General features: G+C 68.6%; 19 protein-coding genes. 7 read left to right on the top strand and 12 right to left on the bottom strand.

From position 1 onward, the window contains the following. Nucleotides 1–6 precede the first annotated feature (6 nt). A complete protein-coding gene (locus tag ABIC65_RS06760) occupies nt 7–1,386 on the bottom strand; it encodes a helix-turn-helix domain-containing protein (protein WP_354307656.1) in 1,380 nt (459 codons plus the stop codon). Nucleotides 1,387–1,924: 538 nt separating this feature from the next. On the opposite strand from ABIC65_RS06760, the gene aceA reads away from it, so the two are divergent. Further along, nucleotides 1,925–3,214 (top strand): isocitrate lyase, encoded by a 1,290-nt coding sequence (gene aceA, locus ABIC65_RS06755; RefSeq protein WP_354307654.1) that lies wholly within the window; start codon nt 1,925–1,927, stop codon nt 3,212–3,214. A 15-nt stretch (nt 3,215–3,229) separates the two neighbouring features. Next, nucleotides 3,230–3,385 carry a hypothetical protein gene (locus tag ABIC65_RS06750; protein ID WP_019367690.1) on the top strand — a complete coding sequence of 52 codons (156 nt, stop codon included), beginning with the start codon at nt 3,230–3,232 and terminating at the stop codon, nt 3,383–3,385. A 61-nt stretch (nt 3,386–3,446) separates the two neighbouring features. Here the strand turns inward: ABIC65_RS06750 and ABIC65_RS06745 are convergent, their stop codons facing one another. Then, complete coding sequence (locus ABIC65_RS06745) at nt 3,447–4,895, bottom strand: MFS transporter (protein ID WP_354307653.1); 1,449 nt, start codon at nt 4,893–4,895, stop codon at nt 3,447–3,449. A 147-nt stretch (nt 4,896–5,042) separates the two neighbouring features. Here ABIC65_RS06745 and ABIC65_RS06740 point away from each other — a divergent pair, with 147 nt between their 5' ends. After that, nucleotides 5,043–6,188 carry an acyl-CoA dehydrogenase family protein gene (locus tag ABIC65_RS06740; protein WP_354307652.1) on the top strand — a complete coding sequence of 382 codons (1,146 nt, stop codon included), beginning with the start codon at nt 5,043–5,045 and terminating at the stop codon, nt 6,186–6,188. Between the two features lie 125 nt (nt 6,189–6,313). Continuing rightward, nucleotides 6,314–7,102, top strand: a complete 789-nt coding sequence (locus ABIC65_RS06735) for an SDR family oxidoreductase (RefSeq protein ID WP_354307651.1) — start codon at nt 6,314–6,316, stop codon at nt 7,100–7,102. Here ABIC65_RS06735 and ABIC65_RS06730 read toward each other — a convergent pair. From ABIC65_RS06730 to ABIC65_RS06720, 3 genes are all read right to left on the bottom strand, one after another. Further along, nucleotides 7,068–7,520 (bottom strand): hypothetical protein, encoded by a 453-nt coding sequence (locus ABIC65_RS06730; protein ID WP_354307649.1) that lies wholly within the window; start codon nt 7,518–7,520, stop codon nt 7,068–7,070. The two genes, ABIC65_RS06735 and ABIC65_RS06730, sit on opposite strands and share 35 nt — an antisense overlap. After that, nucleotides 7,520–9,775 (bottom strand): NADP-dependent malic enzyme, encoded by a 2,256-nt coding sequence (locus tag ABIC65_RS06725; RefSeq protein WP_354307648.1) that lies wholly within the window; start codon nt 9,773–9,775, stop codon nt 7,520–7,522. Before ABIC65_RS06725 ends, ABIC65_RS06730 begins: the two co-directional genes overlap by 1 nt. Before the next feature lie 93 nt (nt 9,776–9,868). Then, entirely contained in the window at nt 9,869–11,404 is a 1,536-nt protein-coding gene (locus ABIC65_RS06720) for a DUF3488 domain-containing protein (RefSeq protein ID WP_354307646.1), read from the bottom strand. Nucleotides 11,405–11,515: 111 nt separating this feature from the next. On the opposite strand from ABIC65_RS06720, the gene mutS reads away from it, so the two are divergent. Beyond that, the gene (gene mutS / locus ABIC65_RS06715) at nt 11,516–14,095 is read left to right on the top strand and encodes a DNA mismatch repair protein MutS (RefSeq protein WP_354307791.1); all 2,580 of its coding nucleotides are present in this window, start codon (nt 11,516–11,518) and stop codon (nt 14,093–14,095) included. A gap of 61 nt (nt 14,096–14,156) precedes the next feature. Continuing rightward, nucleotides 14,157–14,591, top strand: a complete 435-nt coding sequence (locus tag ABIC65_RS06710) for a hypothetical protein (protein ID WP_354307645.1) — start codon at nt 14,157–14,159, stop codon at nt 14,589–14,591. Between the two features lie 6 nt (nt 14,592–14,597). Here ABIC65_RS06710 and ABIC65_RS06705 read toward each other — a convergent pair whose 3' ends face one another. The 7 genes from ABIC65_RS06705 to ABIC65_RS06675 form a co-directional block, all read right to left on the bottom strand. After that, nucleotides 14,598–16,286 (bottom strand): putative bifunctional diguanylate cyclase/phosphodiesterase, encoded by a 1,689-nt coding sequence (locus ABIC65_RS06705; RefSeq protein WP_354307644.1) that lies wholly within the window; start codon nt 16,284–16,286, stop codon nt 14,598–14,600. A 530-nt stretch (nt 16,287–16,816) separates the two neighbouring features. Next, complete coding sequence (locus ABIC65_RS06700; RefSeq protein ID WP_354307643.1) at nt 16,817–17,344, bottom strand: hypothetical protein; 528 nt, start codon at nt 17,342–17,344, stop codon at nt 16,817–16,819. 80 nt (nt 17,345–17,424) lie between these two features. Further along, nucleotides 17,425–18,561 (bottom strand): glycoside hydrolase family 5 protein, encoded by a 1,137-nt coding sequence (locus ABIC65_RS06695; RefSeq protein WP_354307642.1) that lies wholly within the window; start codon nt 18,559–18,561, stop codon nt 17,425–17,427. Between the two features lie 89 nt (nt 18,562–18,650). After that, complete coding sequence (locus ABIC65_RS06690) at nt 18,651–18,884, bottom strand: type II toxin-antitoxin system HicB family antitoxin (RefSeq protein ID WP_354307640.1); 234 nt, start codon at nt 18,882–18,884, stop codon at nt 18,651–18,653. Between the two features lie 187 nt (nt 18,885–19,071). Continuing rightward, a complete protein-coding gene (gene uvrB / locus ABIC65_RS06685) occupies nt 19,072–21,267 on the bottom strand; it encodes an excinuclease ABC subunit UvrB (RefSeq protein WP_354307639.1) in 2,196 nt (731 codons plus the stop codon). Between the two features lie 63 nt (nt 21,268–21,330). Continuing rightward, nucleotides 21,331–21,786, bottom strand: coding sequence for a hypothetical protein (locus tag ABIC65_RS06680; RefSeq protein ID WP_354307637.1), 456 nt, complete (start codon nt 21,784–21,786; stop codon nt 21,331–21,333). 51 nt (nt 21,787–21,837) lie between these two features. Further along, entirely contained in the window at nt 21,838–23,001 is a 1,164-nt protein-coding gene (locus ABIC65_RS06675; protein ID WP_354307636.1) for an MBL fold metallo-hydrolase, read from the bottom strand. A gap of 64 nt (nt 23,002–23,065) precedes the next feature. On the opposite strand from ABIC65_RS06675, the gene ligA reads away from it, so the two are divergent. Beyond that, the gene (ligA, locus tag ABIC65_RS06670) at nt 23,066–25,192 is read left to right on the top strand and encodes an NAD-dependent DNA ligase LigA (RefSeq protein WP_354307635.1); all 2,127 of its coding nucleotides are present in this window, start codon (nt 23,066–23,068) and stop codon (nt 25,190–25,192) included. The last annotated feature ends 102 nt before the right edge of the window (nt 25,193–25,294 follow it).

The raw sequence follows: 25,294 nt of genomic DNA, 5'->3' as shown, positions 1-25,294 counted from the left end.
GCCCCCTCAATCCCCCGCAAACCCAAACGCCGTAACCCCGCGCTCCCGCTCGCTCCCCGCCGCAGCCCGCCCCGCAGGCGCCGCCGAGCGCTGCGGGCACGCCACCCGCGTACACCCCCGGCACCCCAGCCCGATCGGCGCGGCGCGGCCGGCCAGGTCCACGCCGCGCGCCGCCGCCAGCGTCCCCGCCTCCGCCGCCGGCAGGCCCAGCGCGATCACGAAGCGCGGGCGCACGCCGCCGGGCGCACCCCCATGCGGATGCACGCAGCGCGCGATGGTGAAGGCGCGCGCGCCGTCCTCCAGCTCGACCAGCTGCACCGCCGTCTCGTCGGTCCGCGCAAAGGCGTCATAGGCGTTCCAAAAGGGGCACGGCACCGCCGCCTCGACCAGCGCCGATCCGCTGGCGCCGGCATAGCGTTTCGAGACCTGCCCCGCGCGATCGAACCGCATCAGGAAGAAGCTCAGCCCCCGCGCGCCCACCCGCTGCAGCGTCGTCAGCCGGTGCGCGACCTGCGCCGCGCTCGTGCCGAAGCGCCGCTGGAGCAGCTCCAGGTCATAGCCGCTCGCCTCGCACGCGCGCAGGAAGCGGGCATAGGGCATCGTCACCGCGGCGGCGAAATAGGCGGTCAGATGGCGGCGGAACAGCCGCACCGCCGCCCGGTCCAGTTCGGCGCCGCGCACCAGCGCCTCGATCTCGTCGCGCGCCTCCACCGCCAGCTGCTCGGCCAGCGCGAAGGCGCGCGCGCTGGGATCGAGCGCTTCGGACAGCTGCAATTGCCGCGCATGCAGGTCCAGCCGCTTGAGCGCATCCCCCATCACCTCGGCGGGCAGGATGCGCACGGCGAGCTGGTGTTTCACCCGCAGCCGATCGGCCATCGCGCCATACGGCTCGCCGGCCATGCGCAGTTCGTCGGCCAGCGCCTCGCCGGCGGCGTCGAGATCGGCGAAATGGTTGCGCCAGCGCTCGATCGCGCGGCGGACCTGGGGGCCGGGATCCTGCGCGGTGCCGGGGAGCGGGGCAGCGGCGCTGCCCATCCGGTCATAGGCGCGGGCAAAGGCCTCGGCGCCGTCGGGTGCGCCGGCCAGCCATTCCTCGAGCTGGTGGCGATCGATAGCGAGATCGGCGAAGAGCGGGTCGGCCAGCCGCCGCCGCAGCGCCTCGGCCCCGCCGCCGGGCTCGGCTGCGGCGAGGCGGCGGGGATCGAAGTCATAGGTCTCGGCCAGCTTGAGCATCAGCGCGGCGGAGATCGGCCGCTGGTTGCGCTCGACCAGGTTGAGATAGCTGGCCGAAATCTCCAGCGCCTCCGCCATCGCCGCCTGGGTGACGCCGAGCTGGAAGCGCAGCCGCCGGATGGCGTGCCCGGCGAAGAGTTTGCGTTCGGCCATGGTTCGAGTCCTGCTCCTTCCAAATTCCTCCCCGGAACGGGGAGGGGGACCGCCGCCGAAGGCGGGGGTGGAGGGGCCGCGCCGCAGGCGCGGTAGTCCCGGACTATCCCCCGCCCGCACCGCCGCTAGCGCGGCGGCCCCTCCACCACGCCGCTCGCGCGGCGCGGTCCCCCTCCCCGTTCCGGGGAGGAATTTTGGGAGGACCGCCCCCGCCACCGTCATCCCGGCGAAAGCCGGGATCCATTCGCCTGTCGGCCGCCCCTCCTGCCGCGCCGGAGCGGCAATGGATCCCGGCTTCCGCCGGGATGACGGCTGGAGGGCCGGCACCTTCCACGGCGGCTTTCCTACACTAAGCGTTCTTGGTACGTTCTCACCAAACAACACCCATTGATATGTAAATACTTTACACCACAACAAGGAGGTTCGGCAACCCAGCACACACCCACACCCTGTGCGAACCCGAAGTAGAATTCCCCACCTGCATGAACTTTGGCAACTTACCCACACAAGGTTTCGCCATTCAGTCAAGGAATTCACAATGCCCCAGTCGCTTGGTTTCGAGGATCTCGTCCCCGCCCCCGCCGGGCGATTCGACGGCATCCAGCGCCCCTACACCGCCGCAGATGTCGCGAAGCTGCGCGGCTCGCTGCCGGTGGAGCACACCCTGGCCCGCCGCGGCGCGCTCAAGCTGTGGGAGCTGCTGCGCACCGAGGACTATGTCCATGCGCTCGGCGCGCTCTCGGGCAACCAGGCGATGCAGATGGTCCGCGCGGGGCTCAAGGCGATCTACCTGTCGGGCTGGCAGGTCGCGGCGGATGCCAACACCGCCGGGCAGATGTACCCCGATCAGTCGCTCTACCCGGCCAATGCCGGGCCGGAGCTGGCGCGGCGGATCAACGCGACGCTCCAGCGCGCCGACCAGATCGAGCATATGGAAGGCGGCGCGACGCGCGACTGGTTCGCCCCGATCGTGGCCGATGCCGAGGCCGGGTTCGGCGGCCCGCTCAACTGCTTCGAGATCATGAAGTCCTATATCGCCGCCGGCGCGGCGGGCGTGCACTACGAGGACCAGCTGGCGAGCGAGAAGAAGTGCGGCCATCTCGGCGGCAAGGTGCTGATCCCCACCCAGGCGCATATCCGCAACCTCGATGCGGCGCGGCTGGCGGCGGATGTGTGCGGCGTCCCCACGGTGATCTGCGCCCGCACCGATGCGGAATCGGCGCGGCTGATTACCTCGGACGTCGACGAACGGGATCACCCGTTCCTCACCGGCGAGCGGACCACCGAGGGGTTCTTCCGCCTGAAGGAAGGCACCGGGGTCGACCACTGCATCCAGCGCGGGCTGGCCTTTGCGCCGCATGCCGACCTGCTGTGGTGGGAAACCTCGAAGCCCAATCTCGACGACGCCCGCCGCTTCGCCGAGGCGATCAAGAAGCAGCATCCCAACAAGATGCTGGCCTATAACTGCTCGCCCAGCTTCAACTGGGAGAAGAACCTGGACAAGGACGATATCGCCCGCTTCCAGCGCGAGATCGGCGCGATGGGGTACAAGTTCCAGTTCGTCACCCTCGCCGGCTTCCACAGCCTCAACTACGGCATGTACGAGCTGGCGCGCGGCTATCGGGATCGCGGCATGGCGGCCTATTCGGCGCTCCAGCAGGCCGAATTCGCGGCCGAGGCCGAGGGCTATACCGCGACGCGCCACCAGCGCGAGGTCGGCACCGGCTATTTCGACGCCGTCGCCCAGACCGTGGCGGGGGGCGCCAGCTCCACCACCGCGCTCGCCGAGAGCACCGAAGCCGCCCAGTTTACCAGTGAAGCCGCGTAATCAGGAGAGCATGCCATGTCGAACGAACCGCAGCGCAGCCGCGCCGTCTTTTCCACCGAGGATTTCCGCCTGCTCCGCGAGGCCGTCGGGGCCCATCTGCAGGCGGTGAAGGACAAGCCGGAATCGGTGAAGTTCTCCAACCTCTACCACCGCTTGGGCCGCGTGGCCTGACGCCTTTCCTGGGGAGGAAAGGATGCCCGCCGGGTTACGTACCCGGCGGGCATTTCCGGTGTCAGTCGGCCCGCGCGCCGAGCTGCGCCAGCCGGGCGGCATGCTCCGCCTTGCCGAAGGGGAAGCGGCGATAGAAGAAGGCGGCGATGGCGCCGAGCAGGAGGTAGACCGCGCAGAAGATCAGCGTGAAGCGGTCGATGACGCCCTCGGGCACCGTCCCGGGCTTGGCACCGTCGGGAAAGCCCGAGAAGCTGAGGATCAGGCCGGTCGCGAAGATGCCGAGCCCGCTCGAGCATTTCTGGACGAAGAAGAAGCCGGCGAAGAACACCCCCTCGGAGCGCCGCCCGGTCTCGACTTCGGAGTGCTCGACCACGTCGGCCAGCATCGAGGCGCCGAGCATGGTGGAGGACACGGCGAAAGTCGCGTTGACGGTGAAGATCGAGAACAGCACCGGCAGCAAGAGCGGGCTCCCCGGCGCCGGGAACAGCCCGGCGAGGCGGAGGAGATAGGGGGCGACGAGGAGCAGCACGGCGAACACCATCGCCATCGTCGCCGCCTGGGGCTTCCCCATCCGGTGCGCCAGCCTCGGGGCGAGGAAGAAGGCGAAGACGACACCCAGGAACAGCGTCGCGCCGAGCAGCTGGAAGGCGAGGTTCCCGAAGCGCCAGACATGGGCGTAGAGATAGTTGGACATCGAGAAGCTGATGCCCTGCGCGACGAAATAGCTGAGCGCCGCGGTCATCAGCACCAGGAAGGCCGGGTTGCGCAGCGTGGCGAACAGCTCGGCGATGCTCTGCCGCAGCGGCTGGGGCTCGATCTCCACCGGCGGCAGGTTCTTGATTTCGCGATGCGTGCCGAGTGCCGAGCCGAGGATCGCCACCACCATCAGCGCCGCCCCGCCGATAGCGAAGCCGGGATAGCCGGCGCGATCGAACTGGCCGTGCGGCTGGCCGGTCCGCTCGGCAAGGAACCAGCCATAGGAGAGCATCAGCATCGCCATGCCCCCGCCCCAGCCGAACAGGAAGCGATAGGCCATGATCCTGGTGCGCTCCTCATAATCGGAGGAGAGCTCGGGACTCAGCGCCTGGGAGGGCACCTCAAAGGCGGAGACGGCGGTACGCACGACCACGGCGGAGACGAACAGCCAGCCGAGCAGCGCGCTCTGGCCCCAGGCAGGCGGGTTCCACAGGAACAGCCAGCCCACCGCGATCGGCAGCCAGGCCGCATACATCCAGGGATGGCGCCGCCCCCAGCGGCTCCGGGTCCGGTCCGACAGCATGCCGATCGCCGGATCGACGAACGCGTCGAACAGCAGCGCACACATGATCACGAAGCCAACCTGCGCCGCGGGGAGACCCACCACCTGGTTGTAGAACAGCAGCAGGAAGGTGACGAAGCAGAAGTCCTTCACGCCGTACGCCGCGGCGCCAAAGCCATAAGCGAGCATCGTCGGCGTCGCCACGCGCCGGCTCGGCGGCACAGGTGGGGTGTCGGCGGTGCGACCGGCCATCAATTCATTCTCCACTACGTCCCCCGCCCTCCCCGATACAGGGAGGGGGCCGCCCCGGCAAACGAAACACTTTGGAAGATCGGGTATGGCTTGCAGGCGGCCATCCAACCGCTATACCTGCCAAAAATTAGAACCGAGAGGATGGCCATGGCCCTCGAACCAGAGCTGTTCGACGCGCTGATCGACACGGTCCGTCGCTTCGTCGCCGAGCGGCTGCGCCCGCTGGAGGCGGCGGTGGAGGCGGCGGATGCGATCCCGGATGCGATCGTCGAGGAGATGAAGGCGCTCGGGCTGTTCGGGCTCTCGATCGCCGAGGAACATGGCGGGCTGGGCCTCACCATGGCCGAGGAAGCCCGCGTGGCGATCGAGCTGGGGCGCACCACCCCGGCCTTCCGCTCCGCCTTCGGTACCAATGTCGGCATCGGCAGCCAGGGGCTGGTGATTGCCGGCACGCCCGAGCAGAAGGCGCATTGGCTACCGCGCATCGCCCGCGGCGCGATCATCACCAGCTTCGCGCTGACCGAGCCGGACGTGGGCTCGGATTCCGGATCGGTGAAGACGCGCGCCGTCCGGGACGGCGACGTGTACCGGCTGAGCGGCACCAAGCGCTACATCACCAATGCCGACAAGGCGCAACTCTTCACCGTGATGGCGCGCACCGGCGAGGAAGCCGGCGGGCGCGGCGTCTCCGCCTTCCTGGTGCCGCGCGACCTGCCCGGCGTCGCGATCGGCGAGCCCGAGAAGAAGATGGGGCAGAAGGGCGCGCGCGTCGCCGATGTGATCTTCGACGACGTGCCCGTGCCGGCGGAGAATCGCCTGGGCGAAGAGGGCGATGGCTTTCGGATCGCGATGCAGGTGCTCGATCGCGGGCGGCTGCACATCGCCGCGGTGTGCGCCGGCGTGGCCGAGCGGCTGATCGCTGATTGCGTCGCCTATGCCAGCGAGCGCCGGCAATTCGGCAAACCGATCGCCGAGCACCAGATGATCCAGGCGATGCTGGCGGATTCGAAGACCGAGGCGCTCGCCGCCCGCGCGCTGGTGCTGGAAACGGCGGCGGCAAAGGACGCCGGCGCGAACACGACGATGGAAGCCGCGGCCGCCAAGTATTTCGCCAGCGAGATGGTCGGCCGCGTCGCCGATCGCGCGGTGCAGATCTTCGGCGGCGCCGGCTACATCGCCGATTACGGGATCGAGCGGCTATACCGCGACGTGCGGCTGTTCCGGATCTACGAAGGCACCAGCCAGATCCAGCAACTGATCATCGCGCGGGAGACACTCAAGCGCGGCGGATAAGGAAGCCCTCTCCCCACCGGGGAGAAGGTATGGAGAGGGGCAGTCGGACACACGAAACGATGGGCCGGGATCGAGAGACTGCCCCTCTCCCCGGCCCTCTCCCCGGAGGGGAGAGGGAGTTTGGCATGGACGTAGCTTCGCTGTTTCGCCTCGATGGACGGGTGGCGCTGGTCACCGGGGGCTCACGCGGGATCGGGCGGATGATCGCCGAGGGGTTCGTTGCCTCGGGTGCAAAGGTCTATGTGTCGTCGCGGCGGGCCGACGCCTGCGAAGCGACCGCCGCGACGCTGGGTCCGAATGCGATCCCGCTGCCGCATGACGTCTCCACCGTCGAAGGCTGTCGCGCGCTCGCTGCCGATCTGGCCGCGCGCGAGCCCCGCCTCGACATCCTCGTCAACAACGCGGGCGCCGCCTGGGGCGAGCCGTTCGAGAGTTTCCCGGAAAAGGGCTGGGACAAGGTGATGGATCTCAACGTGAAGTCGCCCTTCTTCCTGACCCAGGCACTGCACGATCTGCTCAAGGCCGGCGCTTCGACCGACCGTCCCGCCAAGGTGATCAACATCACCTCGATCGACGGCCAGCGCCTCAACGCGTGGGAAACCTACAGCTATCAGGCATCCAAGGCGGCGCTGATCCATCTGACCCGGCGCATGGCGGCGCGGCTGGTGCGCGACCAGATCCACGTCACCTCGATCGCGCCCGGCGCCTTCCCCAGCGACATGAACAAGGCTGCGCGCGATCATGGCGGCACCGTCGCGCAGGCGATTCCCGCGAGGCGCATCGGCGTCGCCGAGGACATGGCGGGGGCGGCCATCTACCTCGCCAGCCGGGCAGGAGATTATCTGGTCGGGGAAACCGTTACGGTGGACGGAGGGCTGGTCAACGCGTCGCTGGGCGCGAGCATCGACGGCTAAGCCGTGCCGCCGAGCAAGCCCACCGATAGGAGATAGCCCCCACCAGCAGCGCACTCCACTGCATCGCACGCATGGTGGAAATGTAGCGGGGGTGCTGCATTGCGCGAACCACCGAGCCAGGCCACGCCAACATGCCCGCCCCCTCGAAAGCCCACCAGAGCCCCGTCGCGGTCACCGCGATCTCCGCGGGATTGCCCCAGTGGCGATGAAAGGAGACAATTCCCGCGCCGACAAAAAATGCAACCGCACCCACGGCGTGCATCGCCGCCGGATGCCGGCAGAGGTCGCGGGAGAAATCGGCAACCGCGGTGGGGAACCGCAGGAACCCCACCGCAGATACCAGCAGATAGATGCCGAGCACCGGCGCCAGCACGAGCGTTTCGCGCGAGACCAGCGGCCCGAGCAAGTCGACGGACATTACCGCGCGATTTCGCCCGCCGCCAGCACCGCCAGCGTCACCAGCTCGCTGGCGGTGGAGGTCATCGGCGCGATCTGCACCGGCTTCTCCATGCCGATCAGCATCGGGCCGATGGTGGAGTCGCCACCCAGCTCGCGCAGCAGCTTGGCCGAGATGTTGGCCGACTGCAGGCCCGGCATGATCAGGATATTGGCCGGGCCCGAGAGACGCGCGAACGGGTAGTTGGCGAGCAGCTTGGGGTTCAGCGCCACGTCGGGCGCCATATCGCCTTCATATTCAAACTGCACGCCGCGCGCATCGAGCACCTTCACCGCGTCGCGGATATTGTCGATCCACTTGCCCTCGGGGTTGCCGAAGGTGGAGTAGCTGAGCAACGCGACGCGCGGCTCATGGCCCATGCGGCGGGCGACCTGCACGGTGCGCTCGGCGATGTCGGCCAGTTCCTCGGCGCTCGGGCGTTCGCTCACCGTGGTGTCGGCGATGAACACGGTGTGCGACTGGCCGACCAGCACATGGATGCCGAACGGCGTGCGGCCGTCGACCGGATCGATCACGCGACGCACCTGGCGCATCGTCTCGGCATAGGTGCGGGTAACGCCGGTGATCATCGCATCGGCATGGCCGAGGCGGAGCAGCAGCGAACCGAAGATGTTGCGGTCGCGATTGACCATCCGCTCGCAGTCGCGGTGCAGATAGCCGCGGCGCTGCAGGCGCTTGTACAGCGTCTCGACCATCTCGCCGACCAGCGGCGAGTTGACGCTGTTGTGCAGCTCGAAATGATCGGGGTTCGCACCGAGCGCGCGCAGCTGATCCAGCACCGATTCGCGGCCGACCAGCACCGGCGTGCCATAACCACCCTCCTGGAAGGCGATTGCGGCGCGCAGCACCACTTCTTCCTCGCCCTCGGCGAAGATGACGCGCTTCGGCGTGGCGCGGGCGCCTTCGTACGCCATGCTGAGCACCGACGTGGTCGGGTTCATGCGCGCGCGCAGCTGCTGGCGATAGGCCGTCATGTCGATGATCGGCCGCGTCGCCACGCCCGAATCCATCGCCGCCTGCGCCACTGCCGAGGGAATGATCTCGATCAGGCGCGGGTCGAACGGCGTCGGGATGATATAGTCGGGGCCGAAGCTGTGCGAGGTGCCATAGGCGCTCGCCACTTCCTCGGGCACCTGCTGGCGAGCGAGCTCGGCCAGCGCGCGGGCGGCGGCGACCTTCATCGCATCGTTGATCCCTGTCGCACGCACGTCGAGCGCGCCGCGGAAGATGAACGGGAAGCAGAGCACGTTGTTGACCTGGTTCGGATAGTCCGAACGGCCGGTGGCGATGATCACGTCCGGCCGCACGCGCTTGGCCTCGGGCGGGGTGATCTCCGGATCGGGATTGGCCATCGCGAAGATGATCGGCTTGGGCGCCATCTTCTCGAGCAGCTCGGCCGGAAGCGCATTGGCGGCGGAGAGGCCGAGAAACACGTCCGCGCCTTCCAGTGCCTCGGCCAGCGTGCGGCGGTCGGTGCGCGCGGCATGGGCCGACTGCCACTGGTTGATGCCTTCGCGGCCCTGGTAGATCACGCCGGTGCGATCGCACATCAGCAGATTGTCCTGGGGCAGGCCCATCGCCTTGATCAGCTCGGTGCAGGCGATTGCGGCGGCGCCGGCGCCGTTGACGACGATCTTGGTCGTCTTGATGTCGCGGCCGGTCAGGTACAGCGCGTTGATCAGGCCGGCGGCGGCGATGATCGCGGTGCCGTGCTGGTCGTCATGAAACACCGGGATGTTCATGCGCTCGCGCAGCGTCTGCTCGATCACGAAGCATTCGGGGGCCTTGATGTCCTCGAGGTTGATGCCGCCGAAGCTCGGCTCCATCAGCTCGACCGCGTCGATGAAGCGATCGACATCCTCGGTCTTCAGCTCGAGATCGATCGAGTCGACGTCGGCGAAGCGCTTGAACAGCACCGCCTTGCCTTCCATCACCGGCTTCGACGCGAGCGCGCCGAGATTGCCCAGGCCCAGGATAGCGGTACCATTGGAGATCACGGCAACGAGGTTGCCCTTGGCCGTGTAATCATAGGCGGTTGCAGGATTTTCGGCGATCGCCAGCACCGGCACGGCGACGCCGGGCGAATAGGCGAGCGCCAGATCGCGCTGGGTCGCCATCGGCTTGGAGGCGACGATCTCGATCTTACCGGGGCGGCCCTCAGCGTGGTAGCGCAGCGCCTCGCGATCGGAAAACTGGACGTTGCTCTCTTCGGCCATCCGCTCGGCTCCTAACTTCGTTGACTGTTTGCGCCCCTAAAGCAGCCCGAAGCAGCGATTGCAAACCGCAGAAGTCGTTTTCCGTGCTTTCCCCTACGTCGCTTTAATATGATGAATTGCGTACAGCGCGCTGTCGCCGGAGCGCCAGATCGGTACTAGCCGCGGGTCGCGGACGCCCGTCGGCAGCTGCACGTCCATCAGCCATAGATAGTCGACCTGGTCGAGCGGCAGCGCCGGCACGAGTTGCGCGATGCTGTGCCGGTTGCGACCCGCACCGGTGGTGCCGACGCAATCGGGTGGAGAAACGAGCTGAGACGGATCGGTCGCGAAGCCCGACGGCGCATAGCGGGATTCCAGCAGATGGACCGACTTCACCGCCCAATGCGCGTTGACCCAGGCATCGCGCTCCAGCGTGGCGAGATTGGCCAGGTGGGTGATCCGCGGGTTTCGCCACGCGCGCGCGCCGCAATCGGCGAGGGTGAGGTTCAGCACCCGGCTGCCGCGCGCGACATGGTCGAGCGCCTGCAGCTCGCGATGGTAGCGCTGGCCATAGCCGATGAAGCTTGCGTTGGTGACGCCGAAGCGCAGCACCAGCAGCGCGACTCCCGCCGCCGCCACCCAGGCGCGCGGGCGGCGCTGCACGCGGCTCCAGTCCTGCAGCGCCAGCGCCAGCATCATGGCATGCGCGACCAGCCGTGCGTCGACATTGGCGGTGCCCGAAAGCTGGTAGGGCGAAGCGAGGAACAGCGCACAGCCTGCCCACACCGCCAGCCTGCCCCCGCGCGCCAGTCGCGCGCCGCGCAGCCGGCCATAGAGGAGCACCGCAAGGGCGGCGCCCAGGCTCGCCAGGTCGAACGCCATGTTCTGATCGCGCAGCATGTTGCACAGCGCGTCGATCTTGCCGGGAAAGTCCCAGACGGTCTTGCCGCCCTTCTCCCCGCCGGCGGAAAGCACCACCGGTACCACGACGAACAGGAAGGGCCAGAGCCTGGCGGCGAGCGCAGCGAGGCCGCGCGGCTGCCACCAGCGCCCGATCCGCTCGGCCTCCCAGGCCGCGACCCACAACAGCAGCAGCGCGCCGCCCTCGCCATGCCCCAGGAACAGCGCCGGGGCGAACAAGGCGAAGATCAGCGCGCGCAGGGCTTTGCGCCGCTCCAGTGCCATCCACAGTGCCCAGCCGCACAGCGACAGGGCCGCACTCAGCGCATAGTTGACGAAGCCCCACAGGAAGGAATCGTTGTAGACGAACAGCAGCGCGAAGGGCAGCGCCGCCGCACCCCCCGGGTTCAGCCGCCGGGTGACCGCAAGCAGCCCCAGCACGGTGAGCGCCGGCACCGCCGCACAGACCAGCCACATCGCCGCCACCGGCCCCAGCAGCGGGTGCAGCGCCTGGACGATCAGGTCCGCCCCTAGGTTGAGCGTCGGCCGCCAGGTGAAGACGAAATAGCGGTGGAGGATGCTGTCCGCCGGGGCCAGCTGCACCGCGAACCGCCCGATATGGCCGGGCACGTCGACCAGCGGCGGCACCCGCACGAACAGGAAGGGCAGGATCGACAGCAGCGACAGCAGCAGGATCCAGTGCCAGCGCAGCACCGCTGCCTTGCCCGTCTGCGCGGAAAAGAAGCTCATGCCCCCGCGCCTTATCCCCAGTTTCCACCAGCGTCACCCCATGGCTGCGGCTTGTGCCGCCCCCCGTGCTTCCGGTAGCGAGGCGCGATGTCCTCTGCCGCCCCTACCCCGATGATGGCCCAGTATCTCGCGCTCAAGGAAGAGGCGGGGGATTGCCTGCTCTTCTACCGGATGGGCGACTTCTTCGAGCTGTTCTTCGAGGACGCGAAGACGGCGAGTTCGGTGCTCGACATCGCGCTCACCTCGCGCGGCGAACATGAGGGCGACAAGATCCCGATGTGCGGCGTGCCGGTGCACGCGATGGAGGCCTATCTCGCCCGTCTGATCAAGGCCGGCCACCGCGTCGCCATCGCCAACCAGACCGAGACGCCCGAGGAAGCCAAGAAGCGCGCCGGCTCCAAGGCGCTGGTCTCCCGCGCGATCATCCGCGTGGTGACGGCGGGCACGCTGACCGAGGAAGCGCTGCTCGACAGCCGCTCCGCCAACTGGTGCGTGGCGGTGGGCGAGGCCGGCGGCGGCGTCGCCATCGCCTGCGCCGACATCTCTACTGGCCGCTTCGAGCTGATCGAGACCGACGCCGCCCGGCTGGGTGCCGAACTCGCCCGGCTGAACCCGGCCGAGACGATCGCCTGCGATGCGACCGAGTTCGCCGAGCTGGCGACGGCACTCCGCCCCAAGCTCGATTTCGACAGCGCCGGGGGCGAGGCGCGACTCAAGCGGCTGTTCGGCGTGGCCACGCTCGACGGCTTCGGGCAATTCTCGCGCGCAGGGCTCGCCGCCGCGGGCGGGCTGGTCGCCTATCTGGAGCATACCGCCAAGGGCTCGCTGCCCTTCCTCCGCCCGCCGCGGGTCAGCCGCGCCGAAGCCGCGATGGCGATCGACGCGGCGACGCGCGAGAGCCTGGAACTCACCGTCAGCGCCGCCGGTGCGCGCAAGGGCAGCCTGCTCGACGCGGTAGACCGCACGGTGACCGGCGCCGGCGCGCGCCTGCTTGGCGCCGACATCGCCGCGCCGCTGATGGACCGCGCCACGATCGACGCGCGGCTCGACCTCGTCACGCTGTTCCACGACGATTCCGGCCTGCGCGACAGCATCCGCGCGACGCTGCGTGCGCTCCCCGATATCGGCCGCGCGCTCGGCCGCCTCGCCGCCGGCCGGGGTTCCCCCCGCGATCTCGGCCAGCTCCGCGACGGTCTCGACGGTGCCTGGCGGCTGGGCGAGAAGCTCGACCGGCTGGCCGACGCCCCCGCCCTGCTCCGCGAGCTCGCCCCCCAGCTGCGCGGGCACGGCGCGCTGATCGACCTGCTTGCCCGTGCGCTCGTCCCCGAGCCGCCGGTCGACGCCGCGCATGGCGGCTATATCGCCGAGGGCTATGACGCCGCGCTCGACGACCTGCGCGACGCAGGCGCCGGCGGCCGCCGCGCCATCGCCCTGCTGGAGGCCGAGTATCGCGCCCGCACCGGCATCACCGCGCTCAAGATCCGCCACAACGGCGTGCTCGGCTATCATATCGAAGTCCCCGCCCGCTCGGCCGACGCGCTGATGAAGCCCGACAGCGGCTTCACCCATCGCCAGACGCTGGCCGGCGTCGTCCGCTTCAACGCCCCCGAATTGCACGACGTCGCAGTGAAGGTCACCCAGGCCGGCGCGCATGCCCTCGCCGCCGAGTCCGCGCATCTGGAAGACCTGACCGGCCAGGCACTCGCCCGCCGCGAGCCGATCGCCGCGACCGCCGACGCGCTGGCCCGGATCGACGTCGCTGCCGGTCTCGCCGAACGCGCGGCCGAAGGCGGCTGGGCCCGCCCCGACCTAGTCGAGCATAGCTGCTTCGAGATCGAAGGCGGTCGCCATCCCGTGGTGGAAGCCGCCATTGCCCGCGCCGGCGGCCGTTTCGTCGCCAACGACTGCAGGCTCTCCGAAGACTCGCGCCTGTGGCTGGTCACCGGCCCCAACATGGGCGGCAAGTCGACCTTCCTGCGCCAGAACGCGCTGATCGCGGTGCTGGCGCAGGCCGGCAGCTACGTCCCCGCCACCCGCGCGACGCTGGGGCTGGTCGACCGGCTGTTCAGCCGGGTCGGCGCCTCGGACAATCTCGCCCGTGGCCGGTCGACCTTCATGGTCGAGATGGTCGAGACTGCGGCGATCCTGGCGCAGGCGACGCCGCGCAGCTTCGTCATCCTCGACGAGGTCGGCCGCGGCACCTCCACCTATGACGGCCTCGCCATCGCCTGGGCGGTGGTGGAGGCGATCCACGAGGAAAATCGCTGCCGCTGCCTGTTCGCCACCCATTATCACGAGCTGACCCGGCTGGCCGAACGCTGCGAAGCGCTGACCCTTCACCATGTCCGCGCGCGCGAATGGAAGGGCGAACTGGTACTGCTCCACGAGCTGGCCGACGGCCCAGCCGATCGCAGCTACGGCATCGCCGTCGCACGGCTCGCGGGCATGTCGCCCGCCACGGTCAAGCGCGCCAAGGCGGTGCTCGACAAGCTCGAGGCCGGCCGCGCCAAGACCGGCGGCCTCGCTGCAGGCCTGGACGACCTGCCGCTGTTCGCCGCCGCCGCGCATGCGGAGGAAGAGAAGGTCGACGCGCTGCGCCACGAACTCGACGCGATCGACATCGACGCGCTCAGCCCGCGCGAGGCGCTGGACGTGCTGTACAAGCTGAAAGGCCTGGCGAAGGAAGCATAAGCGCTTCGTTACCAAGCGCTTTAAGGGGTAAGGATCGCACCGTCCTGCCGGAGGTCGCCCGATGCTGCTCGCTGCCCTGCTCGCGTTCACCCCGCCGGTCCCCGCTTCCGCCGAGGCCTTCCTCACCGGGACGCTCGGTCTCGACCGCTATCGCGCGGCTGCAGCCGATCTGAACGGGGACGGCAGGCCGGAAGTGCTAGCCTATGCGGAATCCGCCGGGCAGTGCGGCAGCGGCGGCTGCACCCTGTACATCCTGGCCCCCCGAGGCAGCGGCTGGCGCGTCGTGCGCAGGATGTCGGTCACCCGTCCGCCGATCCGCGTGCTGGCAAGCAAGACCCGCGGATGGCACGATCTCGCCGTCCATGTCGCCGGTGGCGGCATCGGGGGCGGATATGATGTCCGGCTGCGCTTCGACGGCCGCCGGTATCCCGGCAACCCGAGCATCGCGCCGCGCCTTCCCGCGGGAGGCACGCCCGGACGCACCGTGCTGCGCTAGCGCCGTTCAGGCCGCCGCGCGTTCCGTATGCGCTTCGAGGAAGGCCGCCGCCTCGGCGGCGGGCAGCGGACGCGAGAACAGATAGCCTTGATATTCGTGGCAGCCGAAGGAGCGCAGGAAGCTCTGCTGCAATTCGTCCTCCACCCCTTCCGCGGTAACGCCGATGCCCAGCGACTGGCCGATGCCCAGCACCGCCTGGATGATCGCCCGCGCATCCCTGGAGCGGGCGAGATCGCGGACGAAGCTCTGGTCGATCTTCACCCGGTCCACCGCGAGCTTGTGGAGGTGCGACAGGCTGGAATAGCCCGTGCCGAAATCGTCGAGCACCAGCTGAACGCCCGCCTCGCGCAGCCGGGCGAGGGTCAGCTCCACCCCGGCATCCATCGCGAGCATCGTGCTTTCGGTGACCTCCAGCTGCAACTGCCGCGGGTCCATGCCGTGCCGAGCGAGAATCGCGAGAATGCGGGAATCGAGATGCGGGCTGCGCAGCTCGATCGGCGACAGGTTCACCGCCAGCGCCAGTGCCGGGAAGCGCACCATCATCGAAACCGCCCGATCGAGCACCCATTCGCCGAGCGGCACGATCAGCCCGCTCGCCTCGGCGATGGGAATGAAGCGCAGCGGCGCGATCATGCCGTGCTGGGGATGGTGCCAGCGCACCAGCGCCTCGACGCCGACGACGCGGTGGCCGCCGGCATCGATCACCGGCTGGTAATGGACGTCGAGCTGGTCGCCCGCGGCGAGTGCGGCGCGCAGGTCCGCCGCCAGCATGCGGCGCGCCTGCATCTCGCCGGCCAGCGCTGCGTCGTAGAGGCGGAACGCGTTGGCCGGCTGGCGCTTCGCCTCGTAGAGCGCGAATTCGGCGCGGCGATGCAGTTCGTCGGGGGACAGGCCGGGTTCCCCCCAGGCGCATCCGACCGAGACGCCGAGCGTCACGGCGCCCGACGGCCCGACGAGCGGCGCATCGAGCAGCGCGAGCACCCGCCTGCACGCCGCCTCGGCCGCGGCGGCGTCGCGGCAATCATCGACCAGCACCGCGAAGCTGTCCCCGCCGGTCCGCGCTACCCGGTCCGACCCGCGGGCAGCGCCCGCGAGCCGGTAGGCGAAAGCTCGGAGCAAAGCATCGCCGACACTGTCCCCAAACGCGTCGTTGATGTCCTTGAACTGGTAGAGGTCGATCAGCACCAGCGCGGGCGCCGACGGTGGGCATGTCGCCAGCGCACCGGCCAGCTGCTCGGCGAGCGCGGCGCGGTTGGGCAGGCCGGTCAGCGTGTCGTGATAGGCGAGATGGCGGATTCGCGCTTCCGCGGTGCGCAAAGGCGTGATGTCGGTGAGGATGGTCAGCACCAGCAGGGTCTCGCCAACGACGATCCGCCGGCGGCGGGTGACCAGGTTCCGCACCGTGCCGTCATGGCCGACGAGAAGCTCTTCGGTCTCGAGGTCCTTGCCGGTCGCGAAGACCTGGGCATGTTCGGCGACGAAACGGGATATCTGTTCGCGCGAGAGATAGGCCTCGATCGGCGTTGAGAGCCAATGCGCCCGGTCTTTGCCGACCAGGTCGCAATATGCCTGGTTCACTTCGACGATGCGATCGTGCTGGTCGATCAGCAGCACCGGCGAGGGCAATGCCCCCAGCATCATGCGCAGATCGGCGCCGCGCGCCGCGTCCGCGTCTCCCTGCACTGCCTGCTGCATCGGGCGCTCCGCTGCCAATGTCCCTGGAGCGTGCGGCTCTGCCCTGCCGACTCGGGTTCTGCCTAGTTGGGGCAAATCCATATCGGAAACGTAATTTTCCGATAACCAAAGGACATTGCGGGAAAGCGGAAGAACGGGGGCCAAAATGAAAGAGGCCGCCGGGCCCCACTCCTGGGTACCCGGCGACCCCCGACATGGTCAGCGGCCGGAGAGCTCCAGCCCGGGAGACCATGCGGACCGCGTTACCTGCAACTGCCGACGTTGATTGGAGGAGAATACCTCCCGGCGGCAATATGGATGGAGGGCTTCCATCCACGCGGCAGGATCAGCGGCGCGTCTCCCGAACGAACTGAACCGACCTCACTGCTGAACCATGAGACATCGGATCACCTCCTTTCGCTTGTTGAAGAGCCTGTGCCTCTCGACACACTTGACATGTAGGATGACCCCGAGTCGCAGAACAAGTCTTGTAAAAGATTTTTATCGGTGCGATTCTGGAAGTCTGGGCCGAAGCGCTGCGCCGCGTCGCCCTATTTGCGGCAGTCCTCCACCACCCGCAGGATCTCCGGCCAGGCCGGAATCACCAGCACCGGCATGCCCCCGCCCTCGATCACGAACCGTCCGCGGCTGAAGCCCAGCGCGTCCAGGAAGCTGTCGTTGGCAGCGAAGGCCATGGCGAGCATGCCGGGCGCACTCGGGTCCGGTGTCGCGGGCACGGCCCGGACGGCGCTGGTCGTGCGCAGGGTGAGGCTGGCGGGCGCCGAGCCGGTACGCGCCAGCGTCACGCGCCGCGTCGTTAGATCGCAGCGGAAGGTTGCAAGCGGGGCGCCGCCGGCCGCGCCATAGGTCGCGCTGCCCGCGCGATATCGCCAATCGCCCGGCGTGAGCGGCCAGTCGCGCCAGTCCGCGCGGAGCGTCGGCTTGGACGCGGGCGGCGGTGGCGGCGCGGGTACCGGCACCGGGCGCCGAGCAGGCGCAGGCGGCGGCGTGGACGGAGCGGGCACGCAGCCGGCGACGAGAACGAGGCCGGCACCGGCGAGCAGGGAAAGCAAACGCATGGCGCGCTTATGGGCGAGGCGTGCCCCCGCCTCAACACCCGCCGCCCGCATCCCAGCGGCAGTCGGTCGCACGGGGTCCGCTATCGCAGCGTCGTCGTGGTACGGATCGCCTCGACCATCCCGGGCAGCCAGCCATTGCCGTCGCGGAGCTTGAAGGTGTTGGTATAGGCCCAAGCGCAGCTCTGCACGCCGATCGAGGCATAGGCCGAGGACAACGTTCCGTAATAGAGGATGCGCTGGGCGAGCGGGATGCCGGGATCGTCGTTCGCGCCATATTCGCCGACGAACACCTGCCGGCCGGTGCGCTGCATATAGGCCTGCACCGCCGCCAGATTGGCATTGAGCTCGCGCAGGTCCGCGGCGCCGCCGAAGATGCGCCCGAGCGGCGGCACGCGGCCGGGTGCCAGCCAGGTGGCGTTCTGATGGGTGAAGTCGAACGGATCATAGGTGTGGATCGTCACGACGAGCCGGGGATCGTCGGGCAATTGCAGCGTCGCGAGCGAGGGCACGCCGCTCCAGTTCTGCCCGCCGATGATCACCGGGCGCGTGGGGTTGGTGGCGCGCACCTGCGCCAGCGCAGGGGTGAGGATCGCCAGCAGATTGCCGTCGTTGAGCGCGCCATTGGGCTCGTTCATCAGCTCGAACCACACGCTCGCCTCGGGTTCGTCGGCGAAGGCGGCGGCGATCTGCTTCCACAGCATCGCGAACCGCTCGGCATGGGCGGCAGGCGCGGTCGCCATTTCCTCATAATGGTGCAGGTTGAGCAGTATGTTGAGCCCGGCGCCGCGGGCGGTATCGACCACGTGGCGGACGCGGGCGAGGAAGGTTGCGTCGATCGTGTAGGGCGGCGCGGCAAGCGCGTGGTTGGACCAGCGCACCGGCAGGCGGATCGTGTCGAACCCGGCGGTCTTGATGATCGTGAAGTCCGCCTCGCCGATCGCGCGGCCCCAATCGCCTTCGTTGGGCGCTTCCAGATGGTTGCCCATGTTGACGCACTTGCCGATCGGGATGGCGGCGCCGGTGGTCGGGCGGAAGGCGGCGGCGGGCGTGTAGCTGGCGCTAGTCGCGGTCGGCGTGGGCGCCGGCGTTGGGGATGGCGTGGGTGTCGGGGCCGGCGCGGAAACCGGCGGCGTTACCGTCCCCCCTGCGGAGCCTCCACCGCCACAGGCGCACAGCGCCGCCATCGCAATGCCTGCCGCCATGCCGCGTGCGCGCATCCTACCCTCTCCCATGTCGTTCCGGTGTGCCCGGATCCGGGAGGAAGATCGCCCAACGAAGCGGCTGAATCAATTGCTTGCGGGAATACTCAAGCGGCGAAGCGCGCTGCATAGATTGAGGGGCGGTATCGCGGCTCAGGGATCGGCATGCCGTTTGCCGCCGCCGCCTCCAGCCAACCGGCAATGGCTTCGCGAACATTGGCGAGCGCGGCCTCGGGCGTGTCGCCATGAGTCGTGCAATAGCGCAGGTCGGGAGCGTCGGCGATCCAGCACCCATCCTCGTCCGACCAGAGCAGATTGATGTGGTAATGCGGCTCGCTCATTCTTGCATACTCAATCCGAACTCAGCGACAATATCCTCGAAATCGCGGAATGGCAGCGTCGCTCGCGGATCATTCATCACCTGCCCGTACAACCTGGAAATGCGGACCATCGTTTCCTCGTGTGACCGTTCAACACTGTCACACGCTTTCCACGACGACAGGTGCCTCGTTACCGCCGTCAGCGCCCTTATCCCCGCCTCGGCCCGCCGAACTTCGTCTTGGTCTGCTTGCCATAGCGCGTCTTCCGCGTGCCCGGCTTGCCTTCGTTGCTGCGCCCCATCACCGGTGCCTTGCGCTCGCTCTCCGGCAGCCCGAGTTCCTCCGCCTCCAGCGCGCGGATCTCGTCGCGCAGGCGGCCGGCTTCCTCGAACTCGAGGTTGGCGGCGGCATCGCGCATCTTCTTTTCGAGCTCCTCGATATAGCCGCGCAGATTGTGGCCGACCATGTGCGGGCGATCGGCATCGATCTCCACCGTCACCTGGTCCTTGCTCGACACATGCGCGATGATGTCGCCGATATTCTTCTTGACCGTTTCCGGCGTGATTCCGTGTTCGAGATTATACGCCATCTGCTTCTCGCGGCGGCGGCCGGTCTCGGCGAGCGCGCGCTCCATGCTGCCGGTCATGCGATCGGCATAGAGGATCACCCGCCCCTCGACGTTGCGCGCCGCGCGGCCAATCGTCTGGATCAGCGAAGTCTCCGAACGCAGAAAGCCTTCCTTGTCGGCATCGAGGATCGCGACCAGCCCGCATTCGGGGATGTCGAGCCCCTCGCGCAGCAGGTTGATGCCGATCAGCACGTCGTACACGCCCATCCGCAGGTCTCGGATCAGCTCGATGCGCTCCAGCGTCTCGGTGTCCGAGTGCATGTAGCGGACCTTCACGCCCGCCTCGTGCATGTACTCGGTCAGGTCCTCGGCCATGCGCTTGGTAAGCGTGGTCACCAGCGTGCGATAGCCCTTGGCGGCGGTCGCCTTGCACTCCTGGATCAGGTCCTGCACCTGCTCCTCGACCGGCTTGATCTCCACCGGCGGATCGATCAGCCCGGTGGGGCGGATCACCTGCTCGACGAACACGCCGCCGGTGCGCTCCATTTCCCAGTCGCCGGGCGTGGCCGAGACATAGGTGGTCTGCGGCCGCATCGCGTCCCATTCGTTGAAGCGCAGCGGCCGGTTGTCGATCGCGCTCGGCAGGCGGAAGCCGTACTCGGCGAGGGTGAGCTTGCGCTTGTGATCCCCGCGCGACATGCCGTTGATCTGGCCGATCGTCTGGTGGCTCTCGTCGACGAAGAGCAGCGCATTCTCGGGCAGATATTCGAACAGGGTGGGCGGCGGTTCGCCCGGCAGGCGGCCGGTAAGGAAACGGCTGTAATTCTCGATGCCGGCGCAGCTGCCGGTCGCTGCGATCATCTCCAGGTCGAAGTTCGTCCGCTGCTCCAGCCGCTGCAACTCCAGCAGCTTGCCCTCGGCCTCCAGTTCCTTGAGCCGCTCGGTGAGCTCGTGGCGGATCGCCTCCATCGCCTGCTTCAGCGTCGGCCCCGGCGTCACATAGTGGCTGTTGGCATAGACGCGGACATAGTCGAGGCTCGCCACCTTCTTGCCGGTGAGCGGATCGAACTCGACGATCTCCTCGATCTCGTCGCCGAAGAAGCTGATCCGCCAGGCGGTATCCTCATAGTGCGACGGAAACAGCTCCAGATTGTCGCCGCGCACGCGGAAGGCGCCGCGCCCGAAGGCGGCGTCGTTGCGCTTGTACTGGAGCGCCACCAGCTTGCGGATGATCTCGCGCTGGTCGACCACCTGGCCCTTCTTGAGGTCGAAGATCATCGCGGAGTAGGTCTCGACCGAGCCGATGCCGTAGAGGCACGACACCGAGGCGACGATGATCACGTCGTCGCGCTCCAGCAGCGAGCGGGTCGCCGCGTGGCGCATCCGATCGATCGCCTCGTTGATTGAGCTTTCCTTCTCGATATACGTGTCCGACCGCGGCACATAGGCCTCGGGCTGATAGTAGTCGTAGTAGCTGACGAAATATTCGACCGCATTCTCGGGGAAGAAGTTCTTGAACTCGCCATAGAGCTGCGCGGCGAGGATCTTGTTGGGCGCGAGGATCAGCGCGGGGCGCTGCAGTTCCTCGATCACCTTAGCCATGGTGTAGGTCTTGCCCGATCCGGTGACACCCAGCAGCACCTGGTCGCGCTCGCCGGCGCGCGCCTGCTCGACCAGTTCCGGAATCGCGAAGCGCTGGTCGCCCGAGGGCTGGTATTCGGAGACGAGCTTGAACGCCTTGCCGCCCTCCGCCTTTTCGGGGCGCTGCGGACGGTGGGGGATGAACGCCTGGCCCGTCTCGGGCTCGGCAAGGTTGGTCCGGATCTGGATCGCCATGGCCGGAATATGGGGTGCAGGGCGCCGTCTGAAAAGCGGCCTTTCGATCAGGAACTTGGGCGATCAGGGTGTTGGACGGTAGGCGATACGCCACATCGCCAGGCCGATGCCGCCTGCGAGCAGCGTCACCGCCGCCGCCTGGGCGAGCTTGAACGCCAGCCCCAACAGCCAGCTGCGCGTGTCGATCGGCGCCAGGCTGAACATGCCCCCGCCGCTCTGCACGCCGACGAACAGGCCCAGCCCGAGCAGCCCCGTCACCGCAGCGGCATAGCGGCCGCGCCGCAACCCGATCGCGTGCAGCAACAGCCAGATCGGCCCGCCGACCGCCGCAAGCGCCAGACCCGCGAACAGCGTGCCGACCGCCCAGCCCGCCAGCAGCGCCAGCGGCGCGCGCTGCCCCGCCGCGATCAGCAGCAGCAGGATCAGCAGCCCGCCCAGCGCGCTGCCGGCCGCCAGCGCCTTGGCGATCTGCTTTCCATTCGTCTCTAGATGGCGCCCTGCGCCGCTGCCGTCGTGCATCCGTCCCCGCCCTCGCCCCCTTCTTAGGAACGGTTGCGAAGCGTCTCAACCTCAGCGGAAACGATCGAAGTGCCCCTCGGCACGGCATGTCGCGATGCCCTGGTCGTCTGGCGCGGGCGGCGGGGTGCTGATCGCGGGCACGTCAAAGCTGCGACCGATTGCATGATCGACGAAGCGATCGCCGCGCGTCCCGCCACAGCGCAGCATCGCGGCCAGCATGTCCGGCGGGGTGCGATAGGCTTCCCAAGAGAGGCGGAACGTTCCCCAGTGAATCGGGAGCGCCCAAGGCCGGCCGAGCCCGTCCCACACCCGGATTGCGTCGCGCGGACCGATATGCGCATCCGCCGCCATCTGGCCGGGCTTGAAGCGGAAGGCGCCGATGGGGATCGCGGCGAAGCGCACCGGGCCGAGTGCTGCGGCTTCGGCGGGCCATTTGCCGTCGCCCCAGCCGGTATCGCCGGCGAAGAACAGGTTGCCGCCCGGCAGCGTCACCACGAAGCTCGACCAGAGCGCGCGATTGCGATCGGCGAACCAGCGGCTGCTCCAGTGATGGTTGCGGGTCACCACGACATCGACGCCGGGCCTGAGCGTGAGCCGCTGCCCCCAGTCTAGCCCGCGCGCCGGCACCCCCGCCTGCCCGATCACGCTGTCGTTGCCGAGCCCGGTGACGATCACCGGGCGGTCGCGCTGCCAGATCGTCTTCAGCGTGGCGAGGTCGAGATGATCGTAATGGTTGTGGCTGACGACGATCAGGTCGATCCTGGGCAGGTCCGCCAGCCGCACACCCGGCGCGGCGACGCGCTTCGGCCCGATGCCGAGCGGGCCGGCCACCTCGCTCCACACCGGATCGGTGAGGATGTTGAGCCCCTGGGTCTGGATCAGCACGCTGGCATGGCCGATCCAGGTGACCGTCATCGCCTGCCCCGCCACCCGCGCCGGGGGATGCCCCTGCGCCACCGGCACGCGGGCCGGCCAGGGCGGCTGCTGCGTGGCGCTTGCCGCCCGGTGCGCCAGGAAGGCGAAAGCCAACGCGGGGGCGGGCGCGGTCTCGCCATCCGGATTGGCGAAATGCTGTCCGTCGAAATGGCCGGTCTCGGCACCGCGATAATAGATGCGATCGAGGAAGGGCGGCACCAGCGTGAGGAACAGGCACAGCGCCACCACGATCCAGAGCAGGAGTCCGACAAGTGCCTTGGCCATGGTCGCAATACGCATGGGCGCGGGTGATGGCCGCAAAGCCCCTTGCGATCAACCGCCCCGATCCCCTAGCGCGAACGCCATGACGCTGCCCCGCACGCAAGAGGAAGCCGCCGCCGAGCTCGAGCAGCTCGCGGCCGAGATCGCGCACCACAACCGCCGCTATCACGATGCCGACGCGCCCGAGATCAGCGACGCGGACTTCGACGCGCTGGTTCGCCGCAACGCCGAGATCGAGGCCGCCTTCCCCGAGCTGGTCCGCGCCGATTCGCCCTCGCGCCAGGTCGGCGCCACGCCCTCGGGCCCGCTCGCCAAGGTGGCGCATGCGCGGCAGATGTTCAGCCTCGACAACGGCTTTGCCGACGAGGACGTCGCCGATTTCCTCGGCCGCGTGCGCCGCTTCCTCAAGCTGGCCGACGATGCGGCGATCGAACTCACCGCCGAGCCCAAGATCGACGGCCTCTCCTGCTCGCTGCGCTACGAGGACGGCGTGCTGGTGCAGGCCCTCACCCGCGGCGACGGCCGGATCGGCGAGGACGTGACCCCCAATGTCCGCACCATCGCCGACATCCCCCACCGCATCGAAGGCGCACCGCCGGTCTGCGAGGTGCGCGGCGAGGTCTATATGGCCAAGGCAGACTTTGCGGCGCTCAACGCGCGGCTGCTGCTCGAAGCCGAGGAGACCGGCAAGGAAGCGCGCCAGTTCGCCAATCCGCGCAACGCCGCTGCCGGCTCGCTGCGCCAGAAGGATGCCGCCGTCACCGCGACGCGGCCGCTGCGCTTCCTCGCCTGGGGCTGGGGCGAGCTGAGCGAACCGCTCGCCGACAAGCAATATGAAGCGATCGACCGTATCCGCGCCTGGGGCTTCCCGGTCTCCGACCTGTTCGTCCGCGCGCCCACGCTCGGGGACGCGCTCGCCCAGTATCGCGCGATCGAGGCCCGCCGCGCCGATCTGCCGTTCGACATCGACGGCGTGGTCTACAAGGTCGACCGGCTCGATTGGCAGGAACGGCTCGGCTATGTCGGCCGCGCGCCGCGCTGGGGCCTCGCGCACAAATTCCCTGCCGAGCGCGCGCAGACCACGCTCCAGGCAATCGACATCCAGGTCGGCCGTACCGGCAAGCTCACGCCGGTCGCGCGGCTGGAGCCGGTGACGGTGGGCGGCGTCGTCGTCAGCAACGCGACGCTCCACAATGCCGACGAGATCGCGCGGCTGGGCGTCCGCCCCGGCGACCGCGTGGTGCTCCAGCGTGCCGGCGACGTGATCCCGCAGATCGTCGAGAACCTCACCCGCGACGAACCCCGCGCCGAGTGGCACTTCCCCAGCCATTGCCCGATCTGTCAATCCGAAGCGGTGGCGGAAGAAGGCGAAGTCGATGTCCGCTGCACCGGCGGGCTGATCTGCCCGGCGCAGCGGCTGGAGCGCCTCAAGCATTTCGTCAGTCGCGGCGCACTCGATATCGACGGGCTGGGCGAGAAGACGCTGATCGAGTTGCTCGACCTGGGCTGGATCGCCGAACCGGCCGACATCTTCCGCCTGGCGCAGCATCGCGACGCGCTGCTCGGCCGCGAAGGCTGGCAGGAAAAGTCAGTCGATGGCCTGCTCGCCGCAATCGAGGCCAAGCGCACGCCCGACGCCGCGCGCCTGCTGTTCGGCCTGGGCATCCGCCACATCGGCGCGATCACCGCGCGCGACCTGCTCAAGCGCTATGTCACCGTGCCCGCGCTGGAGGCGCTAGCCAACGAGCTGATCGCCTTGCGCGACGCCACCCCGCCGCAGATGGGGGAAACCGAGGCCAAGCATCGTACCCGACTCGACAAGGCGATCGCCGAGCGGATCGGCGTGGAGAATGTCGGCGCCGCGGTAGGCCATGCGCTGGCGGACTTCTTCCACGAGCCGCACAACCGCGCCGTCTGGGCCGACCTGCTCCGCGAAGTATCGCCGCCGCCCTTCGTGGTCGAGTCGCGCGACTCGGAAGTAACCGGCAAGACGCTCGTCTTCACCGGCACGCTGGAAGCGGTGAGCCGCGACGAGGCCAAGGCGCAGGCCGAGCGTCTGGGTGCGCGGGTATCGGGTTCGGTGTCGGCCAAGACCGACCTTGTGATCGCGGGACCGGGTGCCGGCTCGAAGCTGAAAAAGGCCGCGGATTTCGGAATCCGGGTGATCAGCGAGAGCGACTGGCTGGCAATCGTAAGCGCTTCCGAGTGATGCCTTTTTGCAACGCACCATAGTGGAACGTTGCGCACGTATTGACTGTCACAATTCCGCAATCAAAGCCAAGCAGGGGGCAGCCAGACAGATGGCGCGCAA

This window comes from Sphingomonas trueperi, from assembly GCF_040545665.1.
Classification (GTDB): Bacteria; Pseudomonadota; Alphaproteobacteria; order Sphingomonadales; family Sphingomonadaceae; genus Sphingomonas; species Sphingomonas trueperi_B.
The sequence above is the reverse complement of the archived record's forward strand: the minus strand, read 5'-3'. Positions and strand labels throughout refer to the sequence as shown.